Source organism: Oscillibacter sp. KLE 1745 (genome assembly GCF_000469445.2).
GTDB classification, from domain to species: Bacteria; Bacillota; Clostridia; order Oscillospirales; family Oscillospiraceae; genus Oscillibacter; species Oscillibacter welbionis.
This window is the reverse complement of the sequence record NZ_KI271681.1, coordinates 1-13,803: the sequence shown is the minus strand read 5'-3', so window position 1 is coordinate 13,803 and position 13,803 is coordinate 1. Positions and strand designations below refer to the sequence as shown.

12 protein-coding genes are annotated in these 13,803 nt (G+C 61.9%); 7 read left to right on the top strand and 5 right to left on the bottom strand.

Going from position 1 to position 13,803, the window contains the following annotated elements; genetic code table 11:
• A partial coding sequence (locus HMPREF1546_RS02825; RefSeq protein ID WP_036636466.1) for an FtsW/RodA/SpoVE family cell cycle protein occupies positions 1-1,082 on the bottom strand: 1,082 nt, incomplete at its 3' end.
• Between the two features lie 154 nt (positions 1,083-1,236).
• Between HMPREF1546_RS02825 and tsaE the strand changes: the two genes are divergently transcribed.
• The 4 genes from tsaE to HMPREF1546_RS02805 all read left to right on the top strand — a co-directional run bounded on the left by tsaE (position 1,237) and on the right by HMPREF1546_RS02805 (position 3,711).
• Positions 1,237-1,665 carry a tRNA (adenosine(37)-N6)-threonylcarbamoyltransferase complex ATPase subunit type 1 TsaE gene (gene tsaE, locus HMPREF1546_RS02820; RefSeq protein WP_021747806.1) on the top strand — a complete coding sequence of 143 codons (429 nt, stop codon included), beginning with the start codon at positions 1,237-1,239 and terminating at the stop codon, positions 1,663-1,665.
• Positions 1,662-2,360, top strand: coding sequence for a tRNA (adenosine(37)-N6)-threonylcarbamoyltransferase complex dimerization subunit type 1 TsaB (tsaB, locus tag HMPREF1546_RS02815; RefSeq protein WP_021747807.1), 699 nt, complete (start codon positions 1,662-1,664; stop codon positions 2,358-2,360). Before tsaE ends, tsaB begins: the two co-directional genes overlap by 4 nt.
• 65 nt (positions 2,361-2,425) lie before the next feature.
• Positions 2,426-3,058, top strand: a complete 633-nt coding sequence (upp, locus tag HMPREF1546_RS02810; RefSeq protein WP_021747808.1) for a uracil phosphoribosyltransferase — start codon at positions 2,426-2,428, stop codon at positions 3,056-3,058.
• A 65-nt stretch (positions 3,059-3,123) separates the two neighbouring features.
• Entirely contained in the window at positions 3,124-3,711 is a 588-nt protein-coding gene (locus HMPREF1546_RS02805) for a hypothetical protein (protein ID WP_036629516.1), read from the top strand.
• Positions 3,712-3,807: 96 nt separating this feature from the next.
• Here the strand turns inward: HMPREF1546_RS02805 and HMPREF1546_RS02800 are convergent, their stop codons facing one another.
• The 3 genes from HMPREF1546_RS02800 to HMPREF1546_RS02790 all read right to left on the bottom strand — a co-directional run bounded on the left by HMPREF1546_RS02800 (position 3,808) and on the right by HMPREF1546_RS02790 (position 7,414).
• Complete coding sequence (locus HMPREF1546_RS02800; protein ID WP_021747810.1) at positions 3,808-4,467, bottom strand: hemolysin III family protein; 660 nt, start codon at positions 4,465-4,467, stop codon at positions 3,808-3,810.
• Positions 4,468-4,655: 188 nt separating this feature from the next.
• The gene (locus HMPREF1546_RS02795; RefSeq protein WP_021747812.1) at positions 4,656-6,062 is read right to left on the bottom strand and encodes a sodium:alanine symporter family protein; all 1,407 of its coding nucleotides are present in this window, start codon (positions 6,060-6,062) and stop codon (positions 4,656-4,658) included.
• A gap of 158 nt (positions 6,063-6,220) precedes the next feature.
• Entirely contained in the window at positions 6,221-7,414 is a 1,194-nt protein-coding gene (locus HMPREF1546_RS02790) for an immunoglobulin-like domain-containing protein (RefSeq protein ID WP_021747813.1), read from the bottom strand.
• Positions 7,415-7,738: 324 nt separating this feature from the next.
• Between HMPREF1546_RS02790 and ssnA the strand changes: the two genes are divergently transcribed.
• Both ssnA and ygfK read left to right on the top strand, forming a co-directional pair.
• Positions 7,739-9,082, top strand: coding sequence for a putative aminohydrolase SsnA (gene ssnA, locus HMPREF1546_RS02785; RefSeq protein WP_021747815.1), 1,344 nt, complete (start codon positions 7,739-7,741; stop codon positions 9,080-9,082).
• A gap of 72 nt (positions 9,083-9,154) precedes the next feature.
• Complete coding sequence (gene ygfK / locus HMPREF1546_RS02780; RefSeq protein WP_021747816.1) at positions 9,155-12,106, top strand: putative selenate reductase subunit YgfK; 2,952 nt, start codon at positions 9,155-9,157, stop codon at positions 12,104-12,106.
• A gap of 52 nt (positions 12,107-12,158) precedes the next feature.
• Here ygfK and HMPREF1546_RS02775 read toward each other — a convergent pair whose 3' ends face one another.
• A complete protein-coding gene (locus HMPREF1546_RS02775) occupies positions 12,159-13,043 on the bottom strand; it encodes a helix-turn-helix domain-containing protein (RefSeq protein ID WP_051319933.1) in 885 nt (294 codons plus the stop codon).
• Between the two features lie 179 nt (positions 13,044-13,222).
• Here HMPREF1546_RS02775 and HMPREF1546_RS02770 point away from each other — a divergent pair, with 179 nt between their 5' ends.
• Positions 13,223-13,681, top strand: coding sequence for an RNA polymerase sigma factor (locus HMPREF1546_RS02770; protein WP_021747819.1), 459 nt, complete (start codon positions 13,223-13,225; stop codon positions 13,679-13,681).
• Positions 13,682-13,803: the final 122 nt, after the last annotated feature.

The window sequence follows — 13,803 nt, the reverse complement described above, 5'->3', positions numbered from 1 at the left end:
CCCCCGCCGTAGCTGAAGAACGGCAGGGTCAGACCGATCACGGGCATCACAAACAGGCACATACCGATGTTCACCACAGTCTGGAAGATCAGCATGGCCGCCACACCCACACAGACATAGCAGTGGAAGGGCGTCTCAGCCCGGCGGGCTACCAGCAGCACCCGGATGATGATGGCCGCCAGCAGGGCGATCACAACAAGACAGCCGATCATCCCCAGCTCCTCCCCGCAGACACAGAAGATGAAGTCCGTGTGCCGGGCCGGCAGGGACCCCTCCCCCGCCTGGGTCTGGGTGCCCTGCATGTATCCCTGGCCGAAGAGGCCGCCGGAGCCCAGGGCCAGCAGGCCCCGGGTCTGCTGCCAGCCTGCTCCCAGGGTATCATAGGAGTGGTCAAACAGGACCCGGAAACGGTTGATCATATAGTCCGGCATCAGGCCCAGAGCCACCGAGGCGGCAATGGCTGCCCCGCTGCCGGCGAACAGCAGGACGAACCACCGCAGAGCGAAGCCTGCCACAAAGGCCATGCACAGAAAGATGAAGAAAAATGTCAGGCCGTTGCCCATATCCCCGGAAATCCCCACGTACCACCCCATCAGGGCGATGGTGTGCCCCGCCACCATCAGGGCGGAGGGGAAGGATTTCAGATCCCGCTTCACCTCCCGCAGCCACTCCAACTGCTTGGCCAGCAGCAGGGTGAAGGTGATCTTCACCACCTCCGCCGGGCCGATGCTGAAGGGGAGAAAGGGAAATTTCAGCCATGCGGTGTTGCCCGTGTTGTCCGAGACGCCAAAGGGTGTCAGCAGCAGGGCGATGAACACGACGTTGAAGGCCACAAGCCACTTCCACCGTCGCATCAGCCGCTCCAGGTCCAACATGGACATGAAGATATAGGCGCAGATGCCCAGCACCATGGCCGCCCCCTGGACGCCCACATATCGCAGGATGCCCCCGGTGCCCAGGTATCTGGTGGCGCTGGCGATCAGCGCCATGCCGTACAGGGTGGCGGCGCAGCAGAGCCCCAGCAGCACCAGGTCGGCCTGCTGGATGAAGTCTGCCAGAATGGCTTTCAGTCGGTTCCACATGGGCGTTTCCATTTCCTCCGGCGCAGAATTTGACGAATGCAGTATACCACAAATGAAAAGATGTGTAAACGCCGCAAATTTGTTTTTACAGACTGTTCAAAATATGGTATACTGAATCAGATTTGGAAATATCACTGGAAAGGAGCGCTGCTTCGTGGAGTATATTTCCCACAGCGAGGCGGAGACGGAGGCCTTTGGTGAACGGTTGGCCGCCGCTCTCTCTCCCGGCGCCGTGGTGGCCTACCGGGGCGGTCTGGGCATGGGCAAGACCGCCTTTACCCGTGGCCTTGCCCGGGGCCTGGGATGCCGAGGTCGGGTCACCAGCCCCACCTTCACTATCGTCAACGAGTATGAGGGCCCTACCCCTCTGTTCCACTTCGATATGTACCGGCTGAACGGGTCTGAGGACCTGTTCGACATCGGCTGGGAGGACTATCTCTCCCGGGGCGGCGTCTGCGCCGTAGAGTGGAGCGAGCAGGTGGCGGACGCCCTGCCGGAGGGCACGGTCTATGTGACCCTCACCCGCCATCCGGAGCACGACGGCTGGCGGAGCATCACCGTGGAAGGAGGTGCTGCACAATGAGGATCTTGGCACTGGAAACCTCCGCCAAGGCGGTCTCCGCCGCCGTGACGGAGGATGGGAAAGTCCTCTGCTCCGGCTATCAGGACACCGGCCTCACCCACAGCCGCACCCTGATGCCCATTGTGGAGGCCATGCTGAAAAACACCGGCCTGACCGTCCAGGACTGCGACGCCGTCGCTGTGGCGGCAGGCCCGGGGTCCTTCACCGGCATCCGCATCGGCGTCTCGGCTGCCAAGGGACTGGCCTTTGCCGCGGACAAGCCCTGCGCGGCCGTCTCCACCCTGGAGGCCATGGCCCGGAACGTGGCCCACATGGACGCCCTGGTGGTCTGCGCCATGGACGCCCGGCGTAGCCAGATCTACAACGCCCTCTTCACCTCCGAACATGGCCGCCTGACCCGCCGGACGCCGGATCGCGCCATCGGCCTTGCGGAGCTGGCGGAGGAGCTGCGGAGCGAGCCGCTGCCCCTGGTGATCGTGGGGGACGGCGCCGTCCTCTGTGAGAAGGCGCTGACAGAGTCGGGACTGCCCTGCCGCCTGGCACCGCCCCAACTGGTGATGCAGAACGCCATGTCCGTGGCCCTGTGCGCCGAGGACCTGGCCCGGGCGGGAAAGCTGGTCTCCGCCCAGGAATTGCTTCCGGTCTATCTCCGCCCTCCCCAGGCCCAGCGTCTGCGGCAGCCGCCCCAGATCTGAGGGAACGGTTTAGATCGTAGGGAACGGTTTACATCAAGGATATCAGAGAAAAGGAGTTTATAAGTATGAGCGGCAAAGTGCATGTGATGGACCACCCCCTGGTGGCCCACAAGCTGACCATCCTACGGGACAAGGACACCAGCGTCAAGGATTTCCGGGAGATCGTCTCCGAGATCGGGATGCTGATCACCTATGAGGCCACCCGGGATCTGCCCCTGACCACCAAGGAGGTGGAGACCCCCATCTGCAGGACCATCGCCCCCACCCTGAAAGGCAAGAAGTTCGCTGTGGTGCCCATCCTCCGGGCGGGCCTGGGGCTGGTGGACGGTGTGCTGCGGATGGTGCCCTCCGCCCGTGTGGGCCACATCGGCATGTTCCGGGATGAGGAGACGCTGGAGCCCCATGTCTACTTCTGCAAGATGCCCAAGGACATTGCGGAGCGGGACATCATGATCGTGGATCCCATGCTGGCCACCGGCGGCAGCGCCGAGGCCGCCATCACCGAGATGAAGAAGCGGGGCTGCAAAAACATCAAGCTGATGGTTCTGCTGGCCGCGCCGGAGGGTGTGGAGCGCATCCAGAAGGCCCACCCGGACGTGGACATCTACTGCGGCGCCGTGGATGACCATCTGAACGAGCACGGCTATATTGTCCCCGGTCTGGGCGATGCCGGTGACCGGATCTTCGGGACAAAATAAGGCGCTCTCCCTTTACGTGTGTGATGCACGGCAGGCCGGTCCCGTCCGGCGGAAAGGAGCATACCATGGCCCCAGAGCAGACGAACGCCAAACGGCACGGCCCCAACCGGGCCACGACGGTGATCTGTCTGGTACTGATTCTCGCTGCCGCACTGGTCATTGCCCGCATGGTGAAATTCCGGTCACAGGTGGACGTGACACTCCCGGCGGTCCTGTGGGAGGATGGCGAGGCCACGGCCGTGAACACCACTCTGCATTTCCACGGGGAGATGGTGAAGCAGTGGGGGCAGGATGACAGCTTCAGCGGCTATCTGGAACTGGAGGAACAGCCCTTCACCTCTGAGGAAGCCAGCAAGGTCTGGCTGACCATGGCCCATGAGGGCGGCGGCCTCAACCGGGGCCTGCTCGAATACGGAAAGTTCCCCGCCCACACGTTTTTCGGGGAACTGTACACAGACCGGGAATATACGCAGTTCTTCCTGTTCCCCTTTGAGCGGGTCCCCGGCGAGGACGACGGAACGTCAACCTACGTAGCCGGCTCCTCCGTCTATGTCGCTCCGGCAGCATCTCTGGACGAGGCAAAAGCTCTGCTGGAGTCGTACGGCTTGATGGAGTCGCACGGCCTTCCGATACCGGATGAAAGCCCGCAATAAACAGCGCCAGTGTTCCAATTGCACAGATTCCAAAAGCAGCCCGGCGGATATTCCGCCGGGCTGCTTTCGTTTTCAGTCAGATTTTTCGCCACTGCGTCACAGCACATACAGATATACCGCCAGATAGTGGAAGAAAGACCCCGCCAGAATCAACAGGTGGAACAGTTCGTGGAAGGTCCACTCTGCAGAGATGTTTGGCTTCTTGACGGCGTAGAACACCGCTCCCACCGAGTAGCAGATCCCGCCCAGAGCCACCAGCGTCAGGCAGGGCTGGCCCAGAGCGGTGAAGTCCTTTGCCACAAACACCACAGACCATCCCATGATGAGATATACTGCCGTGGACAGCATCCGTGGTGCGTTGATCCACAGCATCTTCGCCAGCACCCCCGCCAGGGCCACGCCCCAGAGGATCAGGCAGAATTGTGTTCCCCTGGGCTGGGGCAGCAGCACCACGCAGAAGGGCGTGTAGCTGCCGGCAATCAGCACATAGATCATACTGTGGTCCATTTTCCGCAGCACCCGCTTCACTCCGCCGCTGGCGGCAGTGCCGGGATAGTAGTGATAGATGGCGCTGGCGGCATACAGTGCCGCCATAGACAGACAGAAGCACAGCGCCGCCGCCACCGCCGGTATGGCCGCATCCGTCCAGACGCCCCGAAGCAGATACAGCAGACCGCCCCCCAGGGCGGCCACCGCGCCGAGCGCATGGGTTTCACAGCTGATGGGGTCCTGGGCCTTTGCAAACAGTTTGCGCATGGAATGGTCTCTCCTTCTTGAAATCCGGCATCATGCCGTCCGCATCATATAATATAGTTTTCGATATTATATTAAGCGATTTCATTTTTTATTTCAAGTAGTTTTTGTAAATTTTCTGTTTCTATTCCATTCTATGCAAAAAAAGCGGACGCCGAAGCGTCCGCTTTCAAAGCCCTGCCGTTTTTATTTCAGTTCCAGTATTCGGTCTTTTCCTTCAGGTCGATGTCCGCGGCCCGGAACACGGGGTTCTTGCCGGCCCTGCGCTGCTCGGTATAGTTCCGCAGGGCTGCCGCCGCCGGACGGGAGAGGACCGCGATCACCGGAATGTTGATGAGCACCATGACGCCCATCAGCACGTCAGACAGGTTCCACACCAGATCCAGCGTGAGGCCGGCGCCCAGGAAAATCAGTCCCATGGCAATCAGGCGGAACACCACCATGAACCGCTTGGAGGGCACGTGCCCCAGCAGATACGCCAGGGCATTGTCCACATAGTAGAGGTTTCCGATCAGAGTTGTGAAGGCAAAGAGCACCATGGCCACGGTGATGAAAACGGGACCCAGGGTGCCGAAGGAGGCGGCCAGGGCCGACTGCACATAGGGGGCGCCCTGCAGCTCCACTGCGGGCTCCACACCGGAGCACAGCAGCATGAAGGCGGTGGCGGAGCAGATCACCAGCGTGTCCAGGAAGACAGACAGCATCTGGACCAGCCCCTGCTTCACCGGATGGCTGACATTGGCAGAGGCGGCAGCGTTGGGGGCGGAGCCCACGCCGGCCTCGTTGGAAAAGAGGCCCCGCTTCACGCCCTGCATCACGGCAGAGCCGGTGAAGCCGGCGAAGATGGCTTGGAAATCGAACGCCTCGGAGAAGATCCGTCCGAACACCTGGGGAATCAGCCCCACGTTCATGACGATGACCACCAGGGCCACCAGCACGTACAGTCCGCCCATGATGGGCACCAGAGTGGAGGCGAAGGCGATGATCCGCTTGCCGCCGCCCATGACGCAGTACCCGGTCAGCAGCGCCACGATGCCGCCGATGATCCAGGGCGTCCACTCCGGGGAATAAAAGCTGTATCCGGAGAAGGTGGACTGGAGGTTGTAGGAGCAGAGCATGTTGAAGCCGCCGGCGTAGGTGGCGATGAGGCTCAGGGCAAACAGCACCGCCAGGGGACGGCTGTGGAGGGCCGCCTCAATATAATAGGCAGGGCCGCCGTAACTCTCGCCGGTCTCCGGGTTCCGGCGCTTGTAAATCTGCGCCAGCGTGGATTCGGTAAAGGCCGTGGCGCCGCCCAGCAGGGCGATGAGCCACATCCAGAACACGGCGCCGTAGCCGCCCATGCAGATGGCCACGGACACGCCGATAATGTTGCCCGTACCTACCCGGGAGGCGGTGGACACCATCAGCGCCTGGAAGGAGGACACGCTTCCCTCCTTCTCCGGCCGCTCCACCACCACGCGGATGGCCTCCCGCAGCAGCCGCAGCTGCGGGAACCGGTTCCGAATGGTGAAAAACAGTCCGGCGGCCACCAGCAGAATCACCAGCAGGTAGGTATACATCCAGTTGCTCAAATCCGCAATGATCTCTCCCAGCATGTGTGCATCTCTCTCCTTTTTAATGTTGGGGAATGGTCGGGAAATCGTTTCAATCAGCCCGAATAGAATATCAGAGCTTTTGTGCCCTTGTCAATGGAAAATCCCAAGATTTTGCAGTATTCTACGGAAAAACCGGCAAACCGCCGGCCCCGCAGTCTCTATTCCGCCGGATAGCCGCAGAGATCGCCGGGATCAGTCAGTTCAGCGTCCGGCACAAAGTCAACCGTCAGCGTGCCGTCCTTCTCCGTTTCATAAGTGATGTGCAGGAGTGCTCCGGATTCCAGCCAGGAAAGGTCCCTCACTGCCGTGGCCCGGTCATCCAGCTCCCGGATGGTCCAGGACCTGCTCCATGTTCCGCTCTCCGGGTCACAGCGTATGACGCTGAATTCTGCAGGGTCCTCCGTCAGGGAAGCAGCCCGCATCCCGTCGCCTGACCAGATCCGATAGCGGGCGGTATTTTCCGCCAGCCGGTCATCTGTCATCGCCTCCGCCGCGGGTACCAGGAAGGATCCGGAGCCGGAGGGCAGCAGAAACGCCTTCTCACTGTCGTACTGTTCTGTGCTCTCCCAGTCTGCGCCGTTGGAGAGGTATACGTCCGTGCCGTCCGTCACGATGTAGGAAAATCGTTTCTCCGTGATCTCTCCGCCGGTCCGCATCCGCCAGAGAAAGCCGCGGCCGTCATAGATGACGTCGATCAGCATGGGCCAGCTCTCATAGTAGTTCTGAAGGGTCCGCAGCTGGCAGGGGATGCCCAGGGAGACCTTCTCCAAAAATATCTCCGCCGCATCCGCGTTCTCCGTTCCCGCCTCGGTGAACACCACGGCACCGCCGGCGGAGAGCTCCGCCGGGTCGCCGTACTCCGGTACCTCCTCCATGGGGCCGAAGCCGTAAGGCGTCTCTGCGGAGATGACCGCCCCCTTTGTCAGGGTGAACTCCGCCGCGGCCGTATATTCTCCGATCTCTTTGATGACGCGGAACGTACCGCCGCCGGAGAAGTCGTAGTCAAACAGGGACAGGATGCACGGAAACGCCTGCTTTTCACCGGACGGCAGGGTATACAGCATGGCATCCCATCCGGCGTTCTCAGCCAGGGGCACCTGGGTCCAGCTGCCGTCCGCCTCCCGCACATCCAGCCAATAGGGCGCCCCATACTCCAGAGATTCCCCTTCCCCCTCATAGGACAGGATGCACCACACCGTCTCCACCGACGGGTCGTAGGTCTCCCACTCCGTGGTCAGGGCGGTCCGGGGCGGGTCATCTGTTTCGTATACCGTTGTCACCGCAATGTCGCCGGAATCGCCGCATCCCGTCAGCAGCGCAAAAGCCAGCAGGCAAATCCAAAGCCGTTTCATTCTGACGCCTCCTCTTTCTCTGATTCCGTCGCTTTCTTTATTTCATTTCATGTAGACGGACCCGGTTGGGAATAAGTTCCGCCGCTTTCCGGCAAACTACACAAAATCCATCTGAAAATTTTTGAGCTTCCCTGCTTGCATTTTAGGCTGCTGTCCGGTAAAATACAAGTACAAGGGAAGAATGATAGCTGCAACGAAGTGCTGCGCGCACGGGCTGACACCTATCATTCCGGTCTTTTGGTAGGTGTTTCAAACCGACAGCGGTTTGAAACGCCTTTTCTTTTTATCAGATATGCAAAAGACGGACAAAAGGAGGTCATTTTTATGATTTTACTGGCAAACGGCAAGGTCATCACCCGGGATCCGGAGGGCATCGGCTACCTGCCGGACGGCGGCGTGGTCACCGATGGCGGCAAGATCGTGGAGGTCGGCACCACCGCGGATCTGAAGGCCAAGTACCCCCAGGCGGAATTTGTGGACGCTCGTGGCGGCGTCATCATGCCGGGCCTTATCAATGCCCACACCCACATCTACTCCGCCCTGGCCCGGGGCCTCTCCATCGATGGGTACAACCCCACCAGCTTCTATGAGGTGCTGGACGGCCAGTGGTGGTACATTGACCGGAATCTGGACCTGGAGGCCACCAAGGCCAGCGCCCAGGCCCTGGTGATCGACTCCATCAAGCAGGGCGTCACCACCATTTTCGACCATCACGCCAGCTTCTGTGAGGTCCCCGGCTCCCTGATGCGGATCGCCGAGGTGACGAGGGAATTCGGGATGCGGGCGTGCCTGTGCTATGAGGTCAGCGACCGGGACGGGGAGGAGAAATCCCTTCAGTCCGTGCAGGAGAACAAGGACTTCATCGACTACTGCGAGCAGAACCCCTCCGATATGCTGAAGGCCATGTTCGGCGGACATGCCCTGTTCACCATCTCCGACAAGACCTTTGACCGGATGGCGGCGGCCAACAGCGGCCGGGTGGGCTATCACATCCACGTGTCCGAGGGCATGAACGACGTGTACGACTCCCTCCAGAACTACGGCCGCCGGCCCGTCCAGCGGCTCCAGGACCACGGCATCCTGGGACCCAAGACCATCCTGGGCCACTGCATCCATGTGAACACGGCGGAAATGGATATCATCAAGGCCACGGACACCATGTGCGTCAACAACCCGGAGAGCAACATGGGCAACGCCGTGGGTATCTCTCCGGTGCTGCAGCTCTACAAGAAGGGCATTCTGATCGGTCTGGGTACCGACGCCTACACCAACGACATGCTGGAGTCCATCAAGGTGGCCCTGTGCTCCCAGCGGCACAACGCCTGTATGCCCAACGTGGGCTGGTGCGAGGTGACGGACATGCTGTTCCGCAACAACGCCAAGATGGCGGAGCGCACCGGCTTCCCCACTCTGGGCGTGCTGAAGCCCGGCGCGGCGGCGGACGTGATCGTCATGGACTACAAGCCCTTCACACCGTTCTCTGATGCCAACATCGACGGGCACATGCTCTTCGGCATGACGGGGCGGCAGTGCCAGACCACCATGATTAACGGCAGAATCCTGATGAAGGACCGGGTCCTGACGGAGATCGACGAGGAGGCCGTGAATGCCCACATTCTGGAGAGCAGCAAGCGTCTGTGGGGCCGGCTGAACCACAAGGAGTATTGATGACCGGCCGATGTGCCCCTGCGGAAGCAGTGCGCATTCGTATTTCAGGAGTTATTCTGAGGAGGAAAAACTATGTCTGAGTTAATGACCCCCATTCCCTTTCGGGAATTGATGACCTGGATCACCACCGAATACCGCCGGGACGGCGCCGTGTTCGGCGTCCACAAGCCCTATAAGGCCGGCGTGAAGAAGCTGCCCATCTTCGGCGAGGCCATCGAGACCCCCTTCGGCCCCGCCGCCGGCCCCAACACCCAGTTGGCCCAGAACATCATTGCCGGCTATTTCGCCGGCGCCCGGTTCTTCGAGCTGAAGACCGTCCAGAAGATGGACGGCGCAGATCTGGCCGCCTGCATCAACCGCCCCTGCATTCTGGCGGAGGATGAGTGCTACAACTGCGAGTGGTCCACGGAGCTGTATGTCCAGCAGGCTTTCGAGGAGTATGTGAAGGCCTGGTGCGCCCTGAAGATCATGGCAAAAGTCTATGGTCTGGGCGATCCCAACGGATTCGTGTTCAACATGTCCGTGGGCTATGACCTGGCAGGCATCCAGGGTGAGAAGATCGACACCTTCCTGAACGGCATGGTGGACGCCTCCAAGACGCCCATCTTCCAGGAGTGCATCGCTGTTTTGAAGGAGTTCTTCCCGGGAGAAAGCGATTATATCGACACGATCACTCCCCATGTGTCCGGATCCGTGACGGTGTCCACCCTCCACGGCTGCCCGCCGGACGAGATCGAGCGGATCGCCAGCTACCTGCTGGAGAAGAAGCACCTGCACACCTTCGTCAAGTGCAATCCCACCATCCTGGGGTACGAGACCGCCCGGTCCATTCTGGACTCCATGGGCTATGACTATATCGCCTTCGACGATCACCACTTCAAGGAGGACCTGCAGTACGCCGACGCGGTGCCCATGTTCCACCGCCTCCAGGCCCTGGCAGACAAGGAGGGGCTGGAATTCGGCCTGAAGCTCTCCAACACCTTCCCTGTGGACGTGAAGGCCGGAGAACTGCCCAGCGAGGAGATGTACATGGCGGGCAAGTCCCTCTTCCCCCTGACCACCACCATGGCCGCCATGATGGCCAAGGAGTTTGGCGGGAAGCTGCGCCTCTCTTATGCCGGCGGTGCCGACGCCTTCAACATTGACAAGCTGTTCGCCTGCGGTATCTGGCCCATCACCATGGCCACCACCGAGCTGAAGCCCGGCGGCTACCAGCGGTTCACCCAGATCGGAGACAAGCTGGACGCTCTGGACTTCAAGCCCTTCACCGGCGTGGACGTGGTCGGCATCGAGGCCCTCTCTCTGGCGGCTCGGTCCGACAAGTATCACGTGAAGGCCATCAAGCCCCTGCCCCGCCGCAAACTCTATGAAAAGGTTCCCCTGCTGGACTGCTTCACCGCTCCCTGCAAGGGCGGCTGCCCCATCCACCAGGACATTCCGGAGTATATCGAGCTGTGCCGGAAGGGCGCGTACGCCTCCGCCCTGCGGCTCATCACCGAGAAGAACCCCCTGCCTTTCATCACGGGCACCATCTGCGCCCACAACTGCATGACCAAGTGTATGCGGAATTATTACGACGAGCCCGTGAACATCCGGGCCACCAAGCTGGTGGCGGCCGAAAAGGGCTATGACGCCTACATGTCCAAGATCACGCCTCCCGCGCCGGTGACGGACGGCCGGAAGGTGGCCGTCATCGGCGGCGGCCCCACCGGCATGTCCGCGGCGTACTTCGTGGGCCGGGCGGGCATCCCCGTGACGCTGTTTGAAAAAGCGGACCGCCTGGGCGGCATCGTCCGGCAGGTGATCCCTGCCTTCCGCATCAGCGACGAGGCCATCGACAAGGACGTGGCTCTGATGGAGAAGATGGGCGTGGAGGTAAAGCTGAACACCGAGGCCCCCTCTGTGGCAGAGCTGAAGGCACAGGGCTATACCCACATCTTCTTCGCCGTAGGCGCCTGGAAGGCCGGACGGCTGGACATCCCCGGCAACGTGGTGCCGGTCATCGGCTGGCTGCGCGACATGAAGGCGGGTAAGGACGTCTCTCTGGGCCATGTGGCCGTGGTGGGCGGCGGCAACACCGCCATGGACGCTGCCCGGGCCGCTCTGCGGGCCGGGGCCAAATCCTCTACCCTGGTGTACCGCCGGACGAAGAAGTATATGCCCGCCGATGCGGAGGAGCTGGAGATGGCCATTGCCGACGGCGTGGAGTTCCTGGAGCTGGTAGCCCCTGTGGAGCAGAAGGACGGCAAGCTGATTTGTGAGAAGATGAAGCTGGGCGACCCGGACGACAAGGGCCGCCGCCAGCCCGTCCCCACCGGCGAAATGGTAGAGATCCCCTGCGACACCGTGGTCTCCGCCGTGGGCGAGAAGGTTGAGAGCGAGGTTTTCACCCGGAACGGCATCACCGTGGACGAGAAGGGCATCCCCGCCTTCAAGACCAATCTCGAGGGCGTCTACGCCGGCGGCGACGCCATGCGCGGGCCCGCCACCGTGGTGGAGGGCATTGCCGACGCCCAGTATTTCGCCAATGCCGTCATCGGCGAGGCCCACAAGTTTGCCATCCCCGCCAAGGCCGTAGCCACCCGGGAGGAGGCCGTCGCCAAGAAGGGCGTCCTCTGCGAGAGCGCCAAGTGCGAGGGCGACCGGTGCCTGACCTGCAACGTGGTGTGCCAGGTCTGCGCCGACGTGTGCCCCAACCGGGCCAATGTGGTCATCGAGCTGCCGGACGGCCGCCAGCAGATCCTCCATGTGGACCGGATGTGCAACGAGTGCGGCAACTGCGCCGTGTTCTGCCCCTACGACTCCGCCCCCTACCGGGAGAAGTTCACCCTGTTCCTGACCCGGGAGGGCTTTGACGAGAGTGTAAACAATCAGGGCTTCCTGCCTCTGGGCGGGAAGAAGGTGCTGGTGCGCCTGGACAGCAAGGTGTTCGAGGCAGATCTGGACGCCAAGAACGACCTGCCCGCCGACATCGAGGTGTTCATCTGGACGGTGCTGACCAAGTACGCCTATCTGATGGGATAACCGAACAGACACAAAGGCAGGAGGCCGGGAGCCCGGCCTCCTGTTTTTGTGTTTAGTGCTTTCCCCTGCCGGACCGCCTCCAGGTTATGGCTGCAGCGCAGATGAAATACACCCCAATATGGAGCACCAGCGCCACCAGGCCAAAGCCCGCCTCCGCCGTCAGCAGGAGAAGGACTCCCTGTGCGACGGTGTATAGCAGGGCAATGATCCGTTCCTGCCGCCTGCGGGTCTCGTCCGGCTCCCCGCCCAGCCGCCAAAACTGCCGCACCGTGCACCAGACCGCCGCCGCCAGGAAAAGGGCCAGCAGAGGCAGGTCTCTCAGCTTGCCCAGCTGGACATACCAGGCGGTCTGACCGACGCCGTACAGCCCTACCGCCACGCCCGCGGCGTACCAGGAGGAAAACTGGGAGGCCGTCTGCTCCCGTCGCCGGATAGGCGGCTGGGCCAGCAGCCAGAGCCCCGCCAGGGCCACCGCCGCCCAAAGGGCAAAGAGCCACTCTACGCCGTGAGCTTTCAGAAAACCAGCCAGGCCGGTGTAGATGCGAACCCACTCCACCCCCGCCGGAGCCTCGGAAACCACGACAGGAAAGACGGCGCTCAGAATCCCCATGGTCACCATACCCAAAGAACCCGCGCCGGTGACGATGCCGCCGGCGATATACCAGGGCCAGTCTCTGTGAACAGAGGGCCTTTCCGTTCCCTGCAGGAACTCCGCCGCCGAAAGCCGATCCTCCCCATCCTGTTCCTCATCCAGCAGCCACTCCACGTCCACACTGAACAGCCGGGCGCAGGGCAGCAGTTTCGCCGCGTCCGGCAGGGCCGCCCCCTGTTCCCAGCGGCTCACCGCCTGGCGGGAGACCCCCAGCCGCTCCGCCAGCGCCTCCTGACTGAGCCCCTCCCGCTTCCGCAGGCGGGTCAGTTTTTCTCCAAAGGTCATGGGCCTCCCCCTCTCGTTTGATGTCCCCATCATACCAGCCCCCGTCTGGAAAGTCCACCACAGCCACCTAACACCGCCGCAACCAAACACAACATTCCCGCCAAAACAAATGTAATGTTTTTTCTCTTTGCAGCAATTCCGCCCTCTGCCGGGTATTCCTTACAGAAGGATGTGATCACATGCCCGATACCGCCGAAGCCGTGGCGCAATACGGCTCCGCAGTCTACCGGCTGGCCTACGCCATGACCCGCTCCCGCAGCGACGCCGACGACGTGTTTCAAGAGGTTTTTCTCCGGCTCCACCGGTCCGCTCCGGATTTTGCGAATGAGGAACACCGGCGGGCGTGGCTCCTACGGGTGACGGCCAACTGCGCAAGGAGCCTGCTGGCCTCCCCCTGGCGGATGCGGACCCTCCCGCTGGAGGATGTCTATTCCTACCAAGACTCCGTGGAATCCGCTGTGGACGAGGCTCTGGCCCATCTCCCCGGCAAATACCGGGCCGTCATCCACCTGTTCTACTATGAGGGCTATCAGACGGAGGAGAACGCCCGGATTCTGGGCCGGTCTCCCTCCACCGTCCGGGCACAGCTGACCCGGGCCCGGCAGAAGCTGCGGACATTGCTGAAGGAGGATATATGAACTTTTCCAAAACCTACCGCCGGATGAACGAGCCTGTCGGCCCGTCGCCGGACCTGATCCACAAGACTCTCTCCCACCCTGACCGACACCGCCTCCCCCTGCGCCGGCTGGCGGCGGCCGCT